Origin of the sequence: Pullulanibacillus pueri (genome assembly GCF_014639255.1) — a bacterium.
Taxonomy (GTDB): Bacteria; Bacillota; Bacilli; order Bacillales; family Sporolactobacillaceae; genus Pullulanibacillus; species Pullulanibacillus pueri.
Window position 1 is genome coordinate 58,060 of sequence record NZ_BMFV01000010.1, and the last position, 18,004, is coordinate 76,063.

The window sequence follows — 18,004 nt, forward strand, 5'->3', positions numbered from 1 at the left end:
TAAATGTGGATATGTGGATAACTTTTGTTGATAACTTGTTTATAATGAGGGATAACTTGTGAATATAACCATTTTAGCCGTAGGAAAATTGAAGGAAAAATACTTAAAACAAGGCATCGAGGAATATATCAAACGCCTAGCGCCCTATGCGAAAGTAAGCATTGTAGAAATCTCAGATGAACCCGCTCCCGATACATTAAGCGCAGCAGAAATAGAAGCCGTCAAAGAGGCAGAAGGAAAAAAATTACTTTCAAAGGTCAGCCAGGACACTTACGTTATTTCCCTGGCAATACTGGGAAAAAACCTCTCATCCGAACAGCTCGCCTCAGAACTCGACCGCCTCGCCACTTACGGCCGCAGCAAAATCGCCTTTATCATCGGCGGCTCCAACGGCCTCAGCGACGAAGTCCTAAAGCGCTCAGACCTAAAGCTGTCCTTCTCTAAGATGACCTTTCCCCACCAGCTCATGCGACTTATACTGGTTGAGCAGGTTTATAGAGCATTTAAGATTAATCGTGGGGAACCGTATCATAAATAAGGGCAAGTTTTTCAAATAAAAATTTTTGTTGTAATGTAGAAATCAGAAAAGCTGATACGACATTATTACGAAACCCAATTTCAATACGATTAAAAGGAGGAGTTTTTTATGAGTTACACCTTGATGTTTTACGAGAGTCAGGAGGACTTTGAGGCTAGAACGGATCCATCTAGGCAACAAGAATACTTAGCAGGCTGGACACACTATGTTCATGCACTGCGGCAAGCTGGAATTGTGGTATTTGGTTCGGGTCTCTATGCGCCCGAGACAGCTGCCACGATGAAGCGTCGCGGCGGTGAGATGGCAGTTCAAGATGGACCGTTCCCCGAGACGAAAGAGCAACTTGGTGGAATATTCGTGATTGATGTGCCGGATATAGATACGGCATTGGAGTGGGCCGCCCGAGGGCCTGTCGATACGGTTGAGGTCAGACAGAACATGCCGGCGTTAAAGCAATCAATTGATGGAAACTAATCAAGTCATCGAAGAAACGGCACGCCAAGCTTATGGTCGACTGCTCTCCTATTTGGTTGTAAATTGGAGGGATCTCCAGGCTGTTGAGGACGCCATTGGAGACGCCTTCCTAGCCGCGCTAGAGATCTGGCCGAAGGTTGGCGTTCCGGACATGCCTGAAGCATGGCTGCTTACGGTCGCCCGTAGACGGCTTATCGATCGTGCCCGTCGTGACCGTATTTCCGAAAGTGCGCTGCTGACGCTCTTTGCCATGTCCGAGAATACACAGCGTCTGGCTTCTTCAAGCGTTGCCTTTCCTGACGAACGGCTGAGAATGATGTTTCTTTGTACGGACCAGGCAATTGATCCTGTGATGCGTACGCCGCTTATGTTGCAGACGGTGCTTGGAATTGATGCGGCTCGAATTGCGTCTGCATTCATTATCAAGCCCTCCACCATGAGCCAGCGTCTTACTCGGATAAAGGCAAAAATCCGCACCGAGCGCCTCGTTTTTGAAATGCCTGATAAGGAAGAGATCCCGGATCGTCTCGATTCCGTTCTGGAGGCTATCTATGCTGCTTACGGGAGAGGGTGGGACGAGGCGGCTATTGTCGATTCGCCTCGAAGGAGATTGGCGGAGGAGGCCATTTATTTGGGAAAGCTGCTTCTCCCGTTCGCTCCCCGTGAGTCGGAGGTTTACGGCTTGTTGGCGTTCATGCTGTTCTGTGAGGCGCGCCGCGAGGCACGACGTGACGAAGAGGGAAACTATATCCCGCTCTCTGAACAAGAATGCACGCGATGGGATCTGAGTTTAATCATGGAGGCGGAGCGTTATCTACATACGGCCTCGCAGGCGGGTAGAATGGGACGCTTTCAGCTTATGGCCGCCATTCAGTCGGTGCATGCACAACGTTTAAGGACAGGGCGCATCGAGTGGATGGCCATTGCTCAGTTATACGAGGGCCTCGTTCGTTTGCATCCCACACTGGGTGCATTAGTCGGTCAGGCTGCGGCGGTCGCAGAGGTTTATGGAACGGAACGCGGCATTACCTTGTTGGAAGCTATTCCATCTGCAGAAGTGGTGAACTATCAGTCCTATTGGGCGCTTGCCGGTCATTTGTACAAGCGGATGAATCGCAAAGAAGAGGCACTCTCAGCTTATAGTCGTGCTATTGGATTAAGTATAGATACCTCGGTACGACAATTTCTAAGCCGCCAAGTAAACGAGATCGAGATGCAGCATCTATGAAGGGATATTCGGAGGCACCCATTTGGGTGCCTTTTAACTTGCCGTTCCTAAAGGGTATTAATTAATGTATTGAATGACTTGAGTATCTCTAAAAAAAATAATATTTTTGGCTGACAAAGCCATTCAATAAATGTAGTTCTCACTTTTTAATCATTATCATATTGAGAAATAAAAGGTTTTGCCAGCCGGGAAGGGTGTATTTTACCTCCTAAACTGAAAAAGTCACAGAAGTTCATGATAAGAGGCTTCCATTTTTCAGGATCAATATAATTTTTCTTTCCCTTTACCAAAATAGATTCGTCAATATGGGTTTTTATTATCTTCATTTCTATCGCCTTGATCGCGCTAGGTTCATCAAATGAATGAATGTTCTTAACAATAGCTTCTAACTGAACCAGACATTCATTTACAACGGGTGCTTTCACCAATTGAGCAAAACCTGCAGTAAGGTTCGCTCTATTAAATTTATCCTCCACATATTCATAACCCATATTTCTTTTCTCCTCTAATATATGTCTCTTACCTGTTGTTAAAGCTAACTTGTCGACAGAACATACTAATGCTGCTGAAGGTAAGTTTAAAACACATTCTCTTTCCCTTATTAAATTTGTGACTGTCTGGGAATTCTCGCTCATCCCCAGCATACATGACTGATTCAACCACCATGCCGATGACATTGGAGCTAAATTAGGAGTACCGTTTTCATTTAAAGTACTAATCAGGACAACTGGGGTTCCGAAATAAAATATTTTAGGTTCAATTGTTTTATGCATGACTTTACTCCCTCCATCTATTTTGATGCAAAGTAAGTATATTATTTTAGGGAGTAAGATTACTTTCAAAATCTTGCTGTTATATTTTTATTATTTTTTCTTATGATTGTTTCTAAACATTACAGGAGTAAATCCTGTTTCTTTCTTAAAAAATGTACTAAAGTAGGAGGAATTTGAAAATCCGACTTCCATTCCAATTGCAGTGATACTTTTATCTGTATTTAATAAGAAGGATGTAGCTTTCTCTAGGCGGATCTTGTTAATGTAATGAAGCGGGCTCATCTTTTTAGAAAGCGTAAACATTCTCTGTAGGTGAAATGGACTTATATTACTTATGGATGTTAGTTTTTCTAATGTTATGGACTCATGGTAATGATGGTCAATCCATTCAACTAGTTCATTTAAGATTTCTTCATTCGGGTGTATAAATAAGTCGGGTCTACATCTTTTACATGGACGGAATTGGTTGTGAACAGCATCATCTTGGTCATGAAAGATGACAACATTTTCCATTCTTGGTTCTTTCGATTTACAGGAAGGACGGCAATAAATGTTAGTTGTCTTAACCCCGTAGAAAAAAATTCCATCATAGGATGCATCATTTGTAATAATGGCATTCCAATATTCGCTCGGGATATTTTGATCTAAAATGGACATCTAATTTCTCCTTTTGATCTTCTAATGGAAAACCCTCTTATATACAATCCAACAGTGAATAATTTTGAGGTTATCGGTATTGTTTCATTGGTGGTAACTTAGTTGTTATCAATGATTAACTATGCAATCCATTTTATAAAAGAACTGGGGCTTATGTTTTCAGTGTTCAGAAGTAACTAAAATAACTACATTTTTGGCCATACAAAACCACCTTCGAATAGTATTTTATTGTTTATATTATTTCGAAGGTGGTTTTATTTCTCGGTTAACTGGGGTAGTTACAGGAATGCCACGTTATTTAGGATCCACAAGGAAACTATCCTCTCCCACATAAACGGATGATAGTAACTCATGTCTCTGGTTTTCACGCTTGTCGAGCATAATCTGTTCGGGCTTAATCCTCTGATCGCGCAATACTTTCATGTTCTCAACTAGAAATTCGTCACTGCCAACAATATAGAAGAGTGCTGCCTTGTCGGAAGCAAGATTTTTAACTTCTTCATAGTAGTCTTTACGGTTGTCAACGAACAGTGCTGTGAAGTTCTTATCAGGTGCTGATTTGAAAACAGTGGGGAATAAGAAATCCTTTGTTGAATCAATATTCAGGGAATGAATTAGATTGACATTGTCAGCGCGGTTAAAATAGTCAAGTACCAGCGGTCTGAAAGTTGCAAGTCCCACGCCAGATGATAGCAAATAAACATTTTTATCTTCTCTTCTAAGTGGTACATTCGAATGCGTTTTAAAGAGGGCGACTTTACTTCCTACTTCAAGTTTTTTTAAAATCCTCTTAAACTCGGAGCATTGTTCTCTAATGCGTGTAGTAATACCGATTGTATTTTCATGCGGTAAAGTGGAGATGGACATATGGCGAATCAGATTACGGTTGGGTTTATCTCCGGCGTTGAAACCTTCAAGTGCGAAGTGGGTGTGCGAACCTTCTACCCATGTAAAGTCTTCCGGGCGGTCAATCAGGAACGTTTTAACCTCAGGCGTTTCATCAATGATTTTATTTACTTTTGCCCAATATATTTGCATGAATCTTCTCCTCACTCCATGATATGGATCGATACTATCCATTATACAACAAGTGATAATTATTCTCAATTAAATTGAATAAATATTTTGATTCCTCTAAGTTTACTCCCTTTCTTTCCAGAATAATATAGACAATTTAGTTGGCTACCTTCAAGAGGGTGTAAAGTCTTCCCTGGAACGGCCATTTAGGAGTAGTATAAAGATGGCCCATTCATATAGAATTTATCATGATTAAACAGATATGTGAGCCTTTGATTTAAAAGTGCGATTGTATTAAATAACGATCTTTTTATGTTATAAAATATATGTTGAAGTCCATATATTTATTTTACCCTATCCAAATTTGCGGTGAACCGTATCATAAGTAAATGAGGTTTTTTTGAATTATTGCTTAAGTAAATAATTTACTTTTTGGAGGTAAACTATGAATGATATTGTTAATTCTCAAAAAGAAAAATATAAAGCTTGGGTTACTGAAAATCTAGGTGAAAAAACTGGTGTTTGGTATTCCCCATATCTTGAACGGCTCGGTTATCTATTAAATAAGTTTGAGCTTGGTACTGGATATAAGCAAAATTTCTTTAATTACAAGTCGTATTCGGAATTTAAAGATGTCTATCAAGAGATGACGGAACAAAGTGACGAAGATATAGAAAAATTAGTGACGGGCAAAGGAATACCTCGATACCCAGAAAAATTTGGAACTAAGAGAATACAGTTTAGACAGAAATATGCCAAAGATGAATTTAATCGTGGCGAAAGAAGTAAGCCTGATAATTTAGGAGGGATACCCGACTGGGGTGTTTTATTAAGATCCTATCTAATATTTCTCTACTACAATGAAAATCCTACTTTAATTTATCCTAAAAAGGAAAAGAAAATTGCGAATCAACAAGATGAAATTGATAATAGCATCAATTATTGGGTTATCTCGCCGGGGGAACATTCAAGATTATGGGATAATTTTCATTCTGAAAGTGTGATTGGGCTTGGTTGGGACTATCTAGGTGATTTAAATAATTACGATTCAAAGGAAGCGATTGAACGAGAAATATCAGAGCATAGAGCTGACGGAAAGCGTCCCATCAACGATACAAAAGCTGTATGGGATTTTTATAATGAAATTCAGTTAGGCGACGTTGTTTATGTCAAAGAGGGAATTAAGAAAATCATTGCTCGTGGAGTCGTTACGGGAAATTATTACTTCGATAGTGAAATACCGGAGTACAAACATAGAAGAAAAGTAGAGTGGCTGCAAGTTGGTAACTGGGAACTGCGTCAAACTTTTGCGCAAAAAACTATGACATGCTTAAATGATTATCCAAATCTGATTCAGGAAATCGAGCAAGTAATAAATGACGATATCATTGATCCAAAGATTGCAGAAGTAAATGAATTTCGAAATTGGTTATCCAATCAAGTTACAGATACTGGAGTCAGTTTGAATGATAAAACGGTTACCCAAAAAGTGAACGCATTAAAGGATATTGAGAACTATTTTAGTACTTCAATATTTGGGGAAACGGATACGGAACAATTGAAGCAATTGAAAGATGTTGTTCTATCAGATGAAACCTATCGGAAATATAAAGGGGTATCTGGAAGTTCGATTGACTATTATATTCGTTTTATTGAATCCAAACCTACTGTTCAAGAAAATGACCCTTTTACTATTGATAATTTCCTTTCGGATGTTTTTATCGAAAAAGAGAAGCTGACTCAACTAATTTCTTTACTTGGAAATAAGAAGAATCTTATTATGAAGGGTGCACCTGGAGTAGGAAAAACGTTTATTGCTAAACGATTAGCCTATGTAATGATGGAAGAAAAGGATGAGACTCGTATCCATATGGTTCAGTTTCATCAAAGTTATAGTTATGAAGACTTTATCGAAGGTTTCCGTCCGAAAGCAGAAGGTGATGGCTTTGAACTTAAACAAGGTCCATTTGTGAAGTTTGCAAGAAAGGCAGCACGTGATCCTGAACGTGATTATTTCTTTATTATTGATGAAATTAATCGAGGAAATATGAGTAAAATATTTGGAGAATTAATGATACTTATTGAAACAGATAAGCGAGGCGAACAAATTAATCTTTTATACTCCAACGATAAGTTTTCTGTTCCACCCAACTTATATATTATAGGTATGATGAATACAGCCGATAGAAGTTTAGCGCTGCTAGATTATGCACTAAGGAGGAGATTTTCATTTGTCGAAATAAAACCGGCATTTGAAAATGAAACATTTAAGTCATATGTTGATAAATTAAAAAATTCAAACGTTTTGATTCGTGTAATTGATGAAATCAAAAGGTTAAATAATCAAATTGTTGAGGAGCTTGGTTCAGGATTCCAAATTGGTCATAGTTATTTTGTAGGGAATACCTATAAAGTTGATTCTCTAAATCGAGTAGAAGAAGTTATTGAATATGAAATTATTCCTCAGTTATTTGAGTATTGGTTCGACGATGAACAGAAAGCTAGGGACTGGGCTGTAAGATTAAGGGATTGTTACAATGGAGAGAAATAACAATATTCCAATTCGTAATATCTATTACATGCTTTCATATGCATATCAAACCTTAAACCTTTCAGAATATAAACATATCGGAGTAGAAAAGTTTGAAAGTGCCAAAGACCTTTATGCAGAAATTTTATCCATTGGAATTCCTGTATTAATTCGAGGCGGATTAATTAGGGAGTATGTAAGTGTTGAGGAGTCTTCAACCGTTATTAAGGGGAAAATTGATATTAATTCTTCAATAAAAACAAATGCTCTAGTAGATAAGAAGCTCGTGGTGAAATACGATGAGTTCTCTGAAGATATATTGTTGAATCAAATTATTAAAGCTACTCTTGTTTTCTTATCTCATTCAGCAAAAATAAAACAAAAAAAACGTCGATTATTTTATGGCTTCCTCCCTTATTTTTCTGGTGTGTCAGATATAGAGTTAAACCTACAACGATGGAAAAATGTCCAATATAATCGGCAAAATATTCGCTATCAATTTGTCATTGATGTAAGCAGATATCTTTTTGAAGAGCTATTACTTGATGAAAGTTCGACATCTCAATTTATGAAACAAGTACAGGATGAACAAAGGCTTGCAGCTTTATACGAAAAGTTTATCTTTTCATTTTTTAAACGTGAAACGAATTATTGTGTATCACGCCCTCAAATTCAGTGGAAAGTTGATGATGAATTTACCGAAGCTTTACCAATTATGCAAACTGATCTTGTACTTCAAAAAGGTAATAAAACACTGATTGTGGATACTAAGTTCTATTCAGAGAATATGGTCTCAAGATTCGAGGGAGGGGCATTAAAACAAAAATCAAGTAATCTCTATCAAATTTTTACTTACCTTAATAATTGGAACAAAAAATCTAATGAAATAGTAGGTGGCATGTTACTATATGCTAGAACGACAGTATTAAACCAGCCTAACCATACGTACAATATTAAAGGAAATCAAATTTTCGTATTATCTCTCGATTTGAATCAAGACTTTAATGGTATTAAAAAAGATTTGTTTGCATACGCTCTTCAGTTCTTCAAATAATTTATAAGAGGATCTATATATAATATGCCTTTCAGCTCTAGTTGGGTATTCTACTTTAACATAATAAGTAAATGTGAGATAAATAAATAAAAAGTATTGAAATGCAATGCTATTTGTTAATGCTTACTGTAAACTAACATTGCATTTCCTATCGGTAAAAGTTGCTACACCAATTTAAGCTATAGCTTTCGCGAACTGGTTACAATACTCATGAAGTGTGTGACATCAATAGAGTTGAAATAGCTTTGTGACAATAGGTTTAAATATGAAGTGTATTTTAATGTTCCCTCGGACCATGGCTCGAGGGATTTTTGACCTTGTAAAAATGTATTTAGATCCGTCACTGTGAACCATAAGTAATAGGTTTTAGAAAAAATAAAAAGCCAAGAATATCAAGTGATATATAACAATTTGCATATTCTTGGCTTGTGTAGATTGCTTTTTAAGAGAACAAAGCCCATGACATAACAGGGCTTTTCTAATTAAAAATGATAGGGAAAGTAAAGGTAACGAAAGCGGCCCAAAGGCCGTAGACTGGCAAATACTTAGTAACGGCATTTTGGATAGTAGAAGGTCCGGTTTTGTTTTGTAGAAAGCGTATGTAGGAAAGCATAATCCAAATAAGATTGGCCCAGATAAGGATGTTTACGCCTAAAACAGCAAACCTGTTGGGCGTCATCCCGTAAGAAGACAGTCTGAACACTATGGCTGACAAAGCGACGCTGTCAATGATGAGCGCAAGAACAATTAAGGCAAAATTGATATAATCAGAAATGGTCTTTTTCTCATCTATGCCGCTTTCAGTAATGGAAAATATGGTGACGACCAATACACCAAGGAGTATTCCATTGAAGGCTATTAGGAAGTTGCGGTCTAAGAATGGATTTTTTCCGAGCCAAATAACCGTTATAAGATAGACTAACAATGTAGCTAGGACGAGTGGACTAAAAATCTTAGCTATATATGGGGTAAAATGTTTAGCAATTTTAAGATTCCCTGATACTAAATATGAAGTCACGATAGCGAGAGCAGCAGCACCAAATAAAACGATATTTTTAAAGTAGAATTCTCCTATATCTAATCCGACAAAGCTAAATAACTGCATGGTAATCGCGGCTAACAGCATTCCGCTAATGGCCATACTGGCGTAGAGTATGAAAAAATTCAAATTAAATTTAAGATAGGCTAATCTTATGCTGCCTTTGCCATATTCATTTCCTGTAAATGCAAGACCTACCAATCCCCATAAGAATATAGGAAGGTGTAAATAAGCAAGGATAATACTGTCCTTATAATTTAATGGTAGCATATTGAGATAAACCCCAGAAATTAAGAACAAGGCTATAAGGAAGAAAAGGACATTTCTTTTCGGGGTGTTTTTATATACAAAAAAGGCAGCTATAAAGGGAAGTACCCCAAAAGCAAGGTTGAGCGGCGCAATGGCTTGAATTTCGACAAAATGGAAAATAATCCTGGTGCTTATCCCGGCCAGAATGGCTAAAAGGCCCATGAATAAGAACCCCTTTTGAGGTAAGACATCTTTTTCTGTATTTGCTGCCGCCTTGAAATGCAATCTTTCATACCAAACGGCAAGCACCTGTGAATCAGGGTTTTGTTCGAAAGCCTGTGAAAAGGCCATTTTAAAAGCCTTTGGATCTTCCCTAAACAATCTTTCAAGCGCTTTGGGATCTGCGATATTTTCAATAATCATATTGTGAGTTTCCAAGGTTTTGATCTCTCCTCGTCATTGTCATATGAATGCCTATTTTCCTCTACGATGTTTATTAACCAAACTTTAGTATCTTTGACTCTCTTTTTCACTTCCGTATTCGAAATATTTCCAGATTGATTTCTAAAGCATTACAGATCGCCTCTAAAAATCGCATCGCTTTTTGTCTCTCCATTTTTCATAAAGAAAGGCGACTTTACGACTAATGTTTTTGGTTTCATGAAAAGCACCCCACTTATGTATTATCTCTATGATTTTAACAGTTTATTTATTGAATAACAATAAATTTTTATTCATTTTTATGATGTTTTTGTTGTTAAAGTGAAATCGGAGGATAGACCTGGAAAGAGATAAAAAATAGCACCATTCTTCATAACTCAGAATGGTGCAATTATTGATGGGCTATTTAGATGTAACCCGATCATGTATTTGATTGTTGTACGCTGAAGCCATCGTTGCTTTTTCTCCTGTTTTTGCCTTTCGCGTTAAAGAAAAGAGTGCACATAATAAGGAGAGGATGACAATGGCACCGCCAAACAAAGGTGTTTTGGAAACCGTTCCAGTTTGACTTAACACAATGCCGCCACATGCTGAACCAAGAGAGATGCCTATTTGTAGCGCTGAATTGTTAAAGCTTTGCTGAATATCAGATGTCGCAGGGTCCGTTTGAATGAGGTAGCTTTGTTGTGGTGGAGATAGACTCCAACTTAGACCGGCCCAAATCATCATAACGGGAAGGAATAAAATAAGTGAAAAAGTAGTTAATGGTAACAAGAATAGCACTAAAGCAAATAAGCTGATGACAACAATAATACTTTTCTGTGCCCCGATTGAATCGGAAAGAATGCCTCCGAATGCGCCACCACTTACCGCGGCAATTCCAAATAATAAATAACAGATACTGATCCAATTGGCATTCAAATGAAGCTGTGTCTCTAAAAATGGGGTGAAGTACGCATATAGCGTATAGTGTCCTGCCAGTAAAAATAGGGTGGCAAGATGGGCACTGCCTATTTTTAAGTGAGTCACTGCTTTTAGTTGTTGAGAAAGTGGGATCGCATTTTCCCCAGGGACTCGCTCTAAAAAGATTGAAATCAGTATAAAGGAACCTATTGATAACAAAGCGATACCAATGAAGATAACGCGCCAGCCAAATTTATTGGAAACCAAAATGCCTAGTGGGACACCCAAGACGAGTGACGAACTAATCCCCATGTAAATGAGGCCCACGGCTTTAGCTCGATGTGCCGGTGTCACAATTTTTGCGGCTATGTTTAAGGACAGAACAACGATGAGTGCTGTACTCATTGCGCTCAAAATCCTCGCGATCATCATAAAGGTAAAATTTTGACTGAAAAATGTCATGATATTACTCACGAAAAAAATAAACAAGGACATGAGATAGAGCTTTTTCCGTTCCATTTTGCCCGTCATAACGAGTAATAAAGGACCAGAAATAGCATAAATAATGGCGAAAACCGTGATGAGTTGTCCAGCAGAGCTTAATGAAATGTGTATATCCTTCGCAATGGTTGGAAGGATACCACCGATGATTAATTCGACCAGTCCAACGGCAACTGTTGATAAAGCTAGTATAAAAACTCTGAAATTCATAGTCTGCGTCACGTCGTCCTTTCTAATAAAAATTAAAAATAAAAAATCCTGATTACAAAAAATGAAAGAAAGATTCATTTTCTGTAATCAGGATTTTACGGTTCCTGGTAGAGACCCTCAAGCCCTATTCTGAGGTTATACAGAGGATATTATTTTGTAATCAAGTGTACACTTTGAACAGTTTACCCGCTTTCTACGCATTTTTCAAGTGTTAAATTTTCCATCTATACTAAAGGTGTTGTGATAATAAAAAGAACCCTAGATTGGACTTCTATCCATTTCTATGGCCCTTTTTGTTCATTTCCTTTCCTTTCTCTTACTAACTTGGTCGTGATTTATTGATAGTAAATTCTTGGATTAAATGGGTTTGGTCCATTAATACTGAAAGTTCAGATGTCAATTTAAAGAGAATAACAGTTTCTTTTTCTGGGGAAAGTGTGCCATTCGCCACTTTTCTATCAAGCTTTGCTTTCCCTTTAGAAATTAGTTGTGTGATTAAATAAGATTTAGTCACTCCATAACTTTTTGCAATGGCACTCATGGATTGGCCGGATTGAATTTGGTCTATTAATATAGTCTGATCAATATCTAATATCTTAGCCGCTTCATAAAGAAGTCTCAAATTATAGTGTTCATGTTTATTTGAACGCGCAGTAGTAGCGTAATTTGTTTGGGTTGACGGTGTTGCCGCAAATGCAACAGAACCTGTACTCATTGAAGCAACAAGGACACCGGTGATAAGAAGATTTTTTAATTTCATGAGGTCGCCTCCTTGTATATAGTTATTGTATTATGGAAACGTTTCCAAATCAAGTTCAATTTGTGAACATTTTAACAAAGTTTGTGTCGGGTTGAATCCTTCTTAACGATAAAGAGTAGTGCTATTTTAAAATTCATTATTAGTAATAAAAAATTTCGAAACGAATGTGTAGTTAGACCGTAAAGATATTAATGGTATAAACAGGGGGGAGAGCTTTGACACTCATTCTTGAAAAAGTTGTAAAGACGTTTGATCAATTTACTGCGGTGGATCATTTATCGATTGAAATACCTGAGAAACAGATATTTGGGTTGCTTGGTGCCAACGGCGCAGGAAAGACGACAACCTTCCGCATGATTTTAGACCTTCTTCAGCCGACGTCTGGAAGGATCACTTGGAAAGGAAAACCCATCAACTATGAGATGACAAATCAAATCGGATATCTACCGGAGGAAAGAGGACTTTATCCAAAGCTTAAGGTCTTCGAACAAATGATTTATCTTGGCAAATTAAAAGGCATGAAAAAGCCGGAGATTGTGAAGGAGCTTAAAGCGTGGCTCGAGCGTTTTGGCGTGTCGGATTACTACGATAAAAAGGTAGAGGATTTGTCTAAAGGGAATCAACAAAAAATCCAATTTATTGCGGCGGTCCTCCATCGCCCGAAGCTCTTGATTCTAGATGAACCGTTCACAGGGCTGGATCCAGTAAATGTTGAGGTCCTGAAGAATGCGGTAAAGGACTTGCAAAACGCGGGTATGTCAATTTTATTTTCCAGCCACCGCATGGACCATGTCGAAGAGTTATGTGAAAACCTCTGTATCCTCCATCATGGTAGACCCATAGTTTATGGGTCATTACATGAAGTTAAGTCCAATTACGGAAAGAAAAATGTTGTCATTCGCGGTGACTTTGATACAGAAGATCTTAAAGAGATACCTGGTGTAACACACTTTGAACGTGATCATCGTTTTACAAAACTGCAAATAGAATCTGAAGAAAAAGCGGCCAATCTTTTTAATGCTATTAAGGACCGTGGCTTTGTTCGAGAGTTTCAGATTGTAGAGCCTACGCTTCAAGAGATTTTTATTGATAAGGTGGGTGAAGCGGCACATGAATAAATTTTGGACGGTTGTTTCACATACATATGCCAGTAAAATTAAAGCACGTTCCTTTATCATCTCTACTTTAATTATGGTTATTGTTCTTGGGGTTATCGTTAATTTTGATAAAATGACGAAAGCCTTCTCTAGCAATGATCAAAAAAAGATCGCGGTGATCGATAATAGCAATGAAAATATCTATGCTGCATTGGAGCAGCAGGTTGATCAAGCGAGTAATAAAGTAAATTTATCTTCTTTTGATGGCAGTGAAGGGGCCGCGAAAAAGGCTGTTTCCAATGATGACTATGATGGTTATTTAATCGTTTCAACACAGGCAGATGGTTCTCTTGCTGGGACTTATAAGGCTTCTAAGATTACCGATAACGATACGATAAAGATGATTCAACAATCCTTACAACAAGTGAAAGTGATGCAGGCGACGCAACGTCTCGGACTCACCAATGACCAAATAGCCGATGTCTTCACACCGGTTGCCTTCCAGAAAGTAGCTTTAGATAAACATGCAAAATCACAAAAAGAAATCAATCAGGCATCAGGCCTTGTATATGTTGTTAATTTTATTATTTATGTTTCGATCTTAAGCTTTGGCTCGATGATTGCAATGGAAATTGCGACAGAAAAAGCTTCACGGGTTATGGAAATAATTATTTCTAGTGTTTCACCAGTTACGCAAATGCTCGGGAAAATTATTGGTATTGCTCTTCTGGGTATCACGCAATATATCGTCCTTTTTGGGGTGACCTATGACGTAGCCTCGATCTTTGGACAATCATCAAGTGCCGATTCAATCGTGGGTTATGTCAAACATGTGCCGATTAGTTTGATGTTATATGCCATTCTCTTTTTCCTTATTGGCTATTTTCTCTTTTCAACCTTATTTGCAACGATAGGTTCACTCGTCAGTCGTGTGGAAGATATCAACCAGGCCGTAGCTCCAGTCACATTACTCGCGGTAGCAACATTCTTGGTATCTGTCTTTGGATTAAATTCACCAGAATCACCAGTGATCACGGTCATGAGCTTTGTGCCTTTCTTTACACCGATTGTCATGTTCCTCCGTGTAGGGATTTTAGATATCCCTCTATGGCAAGTGTTGACTGGCATTGTGATTAATGTAGCAGTGATTTTTCTATTAATATTTATAGGGATGCGTGTTTACAAGGGTGGCGTCCTTATGTATGGCACAAATTCGATTTGGCGTTCCTTAAAGGGAGCTTTAAAACTGACAAAAGAAAATTGAATCATCCTGTTAAAAGAACCTGAGACAGTGAAGAAAAAGGATAGGTGAGCGGGGATGCCTGTCTTTTTTCTATTTATATTATGCTGAAGGAAATGTGTAATCGACTCTTGTAGACCTAATCTTTAATTTAAGATAGAAGGAGCAAAAAAATGGAAAAAGTACTGCTTGATACAGATATTGGAGGAGATATAGATGATGCCATTTGCCTAGCGTATTTATTAAAAGAGCCACAGTGTGATTTAGTTGGCATTACAACAGTTTGCGGAGAATCGGATAAACGGGCGGCAGTTGCAAATGCGATATGTCAAACGGTCAAGCGGGATATTCCGATCGTCGCGGGATTGGACACAACATTGCAGCCAGTACCTGTATATCCGACGCCGGATGGTGCAGTGGCATTAGCAAGCTGGGATCATGATAACTATGAAAAATCAGATGCACCTGCATTCATGTATGAGTTAATTACAGCGCATCCACATGACATTATATTGATCGGGATCGGCAACATGACCAATATTGCGACCCTATTTAACACATATCCGGATGCGCCGTCCTTGTTAAAGGGACTTTATGTCATGAATGGCTATTTTGGTCGGGAGCCGTTACCCGAGGCCCACTACAATTGGAACTCATGGGCGGATCCGCTCGCTTCCAAAATCGTTTTTTCCTCCAAGACAGCGATCCATCGGGCAATTACACTTGAAGTCACAGATAGATTGACCATAGAAGCAGCAAGGGCGGGAGAACTTTTCCATGCGGACTCGTATTTGATGAAAGCAGTATTTGATTTTGGACATGCGTGGCTGGAAAGCTCTAATAAGTTAACACTGCATGATCCATTGGCGGCAGTTTGTGTTTTTCATTCCGATGTGTGTCAATTTGAAAAAGGGTTTGTCCATGTTGAAATCAGTGAAGAAACGTCAATGGGAGGCACCTCGTTTAAAGCCGATCAAGCTGGGAATGTGGAAATCTCTAGAGAAGTAAACGTGACACGTTTTTATCGTATTTTATCTACGACATTAAATGGGTAAGTAAGGTCTTCGGAGATGTGATACGGCAAGAAGGAGTCTACCATGGGAATCACCATAACCTAAACAAATGAGGGTATATTAGAGGGTGATATAATATATCTAATGAATCATTGTAATGGAACAAGGAGGACAAACTTTTGAAAAAGAACCCCACATTAGATATGTATGATTACAATGTTTGGGCCAATAAGGAAATGATTAATCGGATAAAGTCACTTCCAAAGGACCTGTATCATCATGACATCAATGTTGGTTTTTCTTCAGTTTCAGAAGTGTTATCTCATATTTATCTTGTTGAGCAAACATGGTTTGACATTATGAAGGGTCAAACGATGAATGCTGCGATGACAACGGCAAATCAATTAAAAGAACAATTTGAAGCAAAAGAGATAGAGGAAATAGAAGCCCTCTATGATGATTTATCCCTCAAACATCGAGCCTTTTTAGTTGATCAGGAGGATAGGGATCAAGGGGTTCTTGTTGATAACCCTTATGCAGGTCCATTAGAAACTTCAATTTATGAGTCAGTCCTGCACGTTGTGACTCATGGCAGTTACCACCGCGGTAATATTGCAACCAAGATCAGACAGCAAGGGCATCCGTCGGTCATGCAGGATTATGGGCTCTATCTTTATAAAAGATGATCGTTTATATCATTAATTTTTAGAGATCCTCCAGTTGGAAATTTGGTCAATGAGGGGCTTCGTTAATGATGAAAAATAATATCATTAAAGGAAAAGAGCATGCGTTGGGGATACCGCCAGTCCTTAGTCCTCGGGCGTTGAATCGTGCTCTACTGGCACGGCAAATGCTGCTGACACGTGTAAATTTATCAGTGTTAGATAGTATTGAACGTCTTGTCGGCATACAATCTCAGGACCCTAAAGCCCCTTATTTTAGTCTTTGGACACGGGTTGAAGGATTTCGCCCAGAGGATCTATCCCATCTCATTCAAGAAAAAAAGGTCGTCCGCCTCTCCTTAATGCGCGCCACTCTCCACTTAGTGTCATCCCAGGATAGCTTGAGTTTGCGACCTTTAGTTCAATCTGTCCATGAAAAGGCATTAAAAAGTGCTTTTAGTAAGGATCTTAAGGATCTGGACCTCCAAGCGGTCGCTGAGAGTGGCTGTGCCTTAGTCGAAACCAATCCAATGACTTTGGGTGAACTTGGTAAGCAATTAAACAAGCAATGGCCGGCTGTTCATCCCGCGGCTTTAGCTGCTGTTATTAGGACGTATGTCCCTCTCATTCAATTACCGCCACGTGGATTATGGGGAAAAAGTGGGCAAGCGGTTTATACCTCTTCTGAAAAATGGCTAGGCAAGCCATCCTTCTCAAATTTGAAAATAGAAGACCCAATCCTTCGTTATCTCGCTGCTTTCGGCCCAGCTACTATTCGAGACATGCAAGTCTGGTCTGGCCTCACTAAACTTAGAGAAAAGGTAGATCACCTTCGACCACAACTTATCCTTTTTCACGATGATCAAGGCAATGAGCTATTTGATATCCCTGATGCACCGAGACCCGATCAGAACATAGCCTCTCCACCGCGATTCCTTGGAGGCTTTGATAACCTCTTGCTCTCCTATGCAGATAGAAGGCGAATCATACCAGAGGAATTCCGAGGCAAAGTATTCACTAGAAATGGTATTATCAAACCGACCCTTCTCATTGATGGCTTCGTTGCAGGGGTATGGAAAATTGAAGAAGACAAAAGGGCTGTGAGGCTTATTATTGCCCTTTTTAAAGGACTTCTCAGTGAGGACCGCGAAGCATTAATAGAAGAGGGCCATAGACTGCTAAATTTAATAGTGGGTTTAAAAAGGACCCGCGAAATACTTTTTGTATAACATAGGTTATTTCTGACAGACATAGCTTACACTAGGCCCTCAGGAAAGTCCCCTCTTTTCAACCTTATCTGAAATGAACATGCTATAATAATGATAAAGATTTCATCCGAATAATAGGATGGAAGGGGTGTAAGTAGCAATAGAGAGTTAGATGAGAAAATGAGAATGTGAATGATACAAATGGTAATAGTATAGATATATCGTTCTCAATCAAGTCTTCATTTTATAATTGGAAAAATACATGGAGATTCGCACTTACAACTCTAAAAATAAAGGTCCAAGAGCATTCAAAGGAAACAGCAAATCCATTCGCTAAATTGTCAAAGCTTAATACTTTTAATTCAAGAAGAAATTTAGTATTATAATTATATAATAATTATTATAGTTTA

At 38.5% G+C, this 18,004-nt stretch carries 16 protein-coding genes and 1 riboswitch; of the genes, 10 read left to right on the top strand and 6 right to left on the bottom strand.

Going from position 1 to position 18,004, the window contains the following annotated elements:
- The first annotated feature begins 58 nt into the window (after window positions 1-58).
- From rlmH to IEV91_RS08290, 3 genes are all read left to right on the top strand, one after another.
- The gene (gene rlmH / locus IEV91_RS08280; RefSeq protein ID WP_188496957.1) at window positions 59-538 is read left to right on the top strand and encodes a 23S rRNA (pseudouridine(1915)-N(3))-methyltransferase RlmH; all 480 of its coding nucleotides are present in this window, start codon (window positions 59-61) and stop codon (window positions 536-538) included.
- Window positions 539-646: 108 nt separating this feature from the next.
- Window positions 647-1,012, top strand: coding sequence for a YciI family protein (locus tag IEV91_RS08285; RefSeq protein ID WP_188496958.1), 366 nt, complete (start codon window positions 647-649; stop codon window positions 1,010-1,012).
- Window positions 1,002-2,240 (top strand): RNA polymerase sigma factor, encoded by a 1,239-nt coding sequence (locus IEV91_RS08290; RefSeq protein WP_188496959.1) that lies wholly within the window; start codon window positions 1,002-1,004, stop codon window positions 2,238-2,240. Before IEV91_RS08285 ends, IEV91_RS08290 begins: the two co-directional genes overlap by 11 nt.
- A 146-nt stretch (window positions 2,241-2,386) precedes the next feature.
- Here IEV91_RS08290 and IEV91_RS08295 read toward each other — a convergent pair whose 3' ends face one another.
- From IEV91_RS08295 to IEV91_RS08305, 3 genes are all read right to left on the bottom strand, one after another.
- Window positions 2,387-3,013: a flavin reductase family protein gene (locus IEV91_RS08295; protein WP_188496960.1), complete on the bottom strand. Its 627-nt coding sequence runs from the start codon at window positions 3,011-3,013 to the stop codon at window positions 2,387-2,389.
- 90 nt (window positions 3,014-3,103) lie between these two features.
- On the bottom strand, window positions 3,104-3,670 hold the full coding sequence (locus tag IEV91_RS08300) for a bifunctional transcriptional activator/DNA repair enzyme AdaA (protein WP_188496961.1): 567 nt from the start codon (window positions 3,668-3,670) through the stop codon (window positions 3,104-3,106).
- A gap of 294 nt (window positions 3,671-3,964) precedes the next feature.
- Window positions 3,965-4,708, bottom strand: a complete 744-nt coding sequence (locus tag IEV91_RS08305; protein WP_188496962.1) for a dihydropteridine reductase — start codon at window positions 4,706-4,708, stop codon at window positions 3,965-3,967.
- 424 nt (window positions 4,709-5,132) lie between these two features.
- Here IEV91_RS08305 and IEV91_RS21655 point away from each other — a divergent pair, with 424 nt between their 5' ends.
- Both IEV91_RS21655 and IEV91_RS08315 read left to right on the top strand, forming a co-directional pair.
- A complete protein-coding gene (locus tag IEV91_RS21655; protein WP_204871296.1) occupies window positions 5,133-7,238 on the top strand; it encodes a DUF8426 domain-containing protein in 2,106 nt (701 codons plus the stop codon).
- Window positions 7,225-8,271, top strand: coding sequence for a 5-methylcytosine restriction system specificity protein McrC (locus tag IEV91_RS08315; RefSeq protein ID WP_188496963.1), 1,047 nt, complete (start codon window positions 7,225-7,227; stop codon window positions 8,269-8,271). Before IEV91_RS21655 ends, IEV91_RS08315 begins: the two co-directional genes overlap by 14 nt.
- A gap of 478 nt (window positions 8,272-8,749) precedes the next feature.
- Here the strand turns inward: IEV91_RS08315 and IEV91_RS08320 are convergent, their stop codons facing one another.
- From IEV91_RS08320 to IEV91_RS08330, 3 genes are all read right to left on the bottom strand, one after another.
- On the bottom strand, window positions 8,750-9,982 hold the full coding sequence (locus IEV91_RS08320; protein ID WP_373284413.1) for a DUF4153 domain-containing protein: 1,233 nt from the start codon (window positions 9,980-9,982) through the stop codon (window positions 8,750-8,752).
- A gap of 420 nt (window positions 9,983-10,402) precedes the next feature.
- A complete protein-coding gene (locus tag IEV91_RS08325; RefSeq protein ID WP_188496965.1) occupies window positions 10,403-11,614 on the bottom strand; it encodes an MFS transporter in 1,212 nt (403 codons plus the stop codon).
- Between the two features lie 64 nt (window positions 11,615-11,678).
- Window positions 11,679-11,777: riboswitch (purine riboswitch) on the bottom strand.
- 156 nt (window positions 11,778-11,933) lie between these two features.
- On the bottom strand, window positions 11,934-12,374 hold the full coding sequence (locus IEV91_RS08330; protein ID WP_188496966.1) for a hypothetical protein: 441 nt from the start codon (window positions 12,372-12,374) through the stop codon (window positions 11,934-11,936).
- 215 nt (window positions 12,375-12,589) lie between these two features.
- Here IEV91_RS08330 and IEV91_RS08335 point away from each other — a divergent pair, with 215 nt between their 5' ends.
- From IEV91_RS08335 to IEV91_RS08355, 5 genes are all read left to right on the top strand, one after another.
- Entirely contained in the window at window positions 12,590-13,492 is a 903-nt protein-coding gene (locus IEV91_RS08335) for an ABC transporter ATP-binding protein (RefSeq protein WP_188496967.1), read from the top strand.
- Window positions 13,485-14,735, top strand: coding sequence for an ABC transporter permease (locus tag IEV91_RS08340; RefSeq protein WP_188496968.1), 1,251 nt, complete (start codon window positions 13,485-13,487; stop codon window positions 14,733-14,735). Before IEV91_RS08335 ends, IEV91_RS08340 begins: the two co-directional genes overlap by 8 nt.
- 149 nt (window positions 14,736-14,884) lie before the next feature.
- Window positions 14,885-15,766, top strand: a complete 882-nt coding sequence (locus IEV91_RS08345) for a nucleoside hydrolase (protein ID WP_188496969.1) — start codon at window positions 14,885-14,887, stop codon at window positions 15,764-15,766.
- Between the two features lie 161 nt (window positions 15,767-15,927).
- Window positions 15,928-16,410 carry a DinB family protein gene (locus IEV91_RS08350; RefSeq protein WP_188497003.1) on the top strand — a complete coding sequence of 161 codons (483 nt, stop codon included), beginning with the start codon at window positions 15,928-15,930 and terminating at the stop codon, window positions 16,408-16,410.
- A 65-nt stretch (window positions 16,411-16,475) separates the two neighbouring features.
- Window positions 16,476-17,615 carry a winged helix DNA-binding domain-containing protein gene (locus tag IEV91_RS08355; protein WP_229745473.1) on the top strand — a complete coding sequence of 380 codons (1,140 nt, stop codon included), beginning with the start codon at window positions 16,476-16,478 and terminating at the stop codon, window positions 17,613-17,615.
- Window positions 17,616-18,004 lie beyond the last annotated feature (389 nt).

Bases quoted from the DNA above. Each gene is read 5' to 3' on its own strand.
- IEV91_RS08325 (WP_188496965.1), bottom strand. From the start codon at position 11,614: ATGAATTTCAGAGTTTTTATACTAGCTTTATCAACAGTTGCCGTTGGA.
- IEV91_RS21655 (WP_204871296.1), top strand. From the start codon at position 5,133: ATGAATGATATTGTTAATTCTCAAAAAGAAAAATATAAAGCTTGGGTT.
- IEV91_RS08285 (WP_188496958.1), top strand. From the start codon at position 647: ATGAGTTACACCTTGATGTTTTACGAGAGTCAGGAGGACTTTGAGGCT.
- IEV91_RS08295 (WP_188496960.1), bottom strand. From the start codon at position 3,013: ATGCATAAAACAATTGAACCTAAAATATTTTATTTCGGAACCCCAGTT.
- IEV91_RS08345 (WP_188496969.1), top strand. From the start codon at position 14,885: ATGGAAAAAGTACTGCTTGATACAGATATTGGAGGAGATATAGATGAT.
- IEV91_RS08290 (WP_188496959.1), top strand. From the start codon at position 1,002: ATGGAAACTAATCAAGTCATCGAAGAAACGGCACGCCAAGCTTATGGT.
- IEV91_RS08305 (WP_188496962.1), bottom strand. From the start codon at position 4,708: ATGCAAATATATTGGGCAAAAGTAAATAAAATCATTGATGAAACGCCT.
- IEV91_RS08300 (WP_188496961.1), bottom strand. From the start codon at position 3,670: ATGTCCATTTTAGATCAAAATATCCCGAGCGAATATTGGAATGCCATT.
- IEV91_RS08330 (WP_188496966.1), bottom strand. From the start codon at position 12,374: ATGAAATTAAAAAATCTTCTTATCACCGGTGTCCTTGTTGCTTCAATG.
- IEV91_RS08340 (WP_188496968.1), top strand. From the start codon at position 13,485: ATGAATAAATTTTGGACGGTTGTTTCACATACATATGCCAGTAAAATT.
- IEV91_RS08350 (WP_188497003.1), top strand. From the start codon at position 15,928: ATGTATGATTACAATGTTTGGGCCAATAAGGAAATGATTAATCGGATA.
- IEV91_RS08315 (WP_188496963.1), top strand. From the start codon at position 7,225: ATGGAGAGAAATAACAATATTCCAATTCGTAATATCTATTACATGCTT.
- IEV91_RS08355 (WP_229745473.1), top strand. From the start codon at position 16,476: ATGATGAAAAATAATATCATTAAAGGAAAAGAGCATGCGTTGGGGATA.
- IEV91_RS08320 (WP_373284413.1), bottom strand. From the start codon at position 9,982: ATGATTATTGAAAATATCGCAGATCCCAAAGCGCTTGAAAGATTGTTT.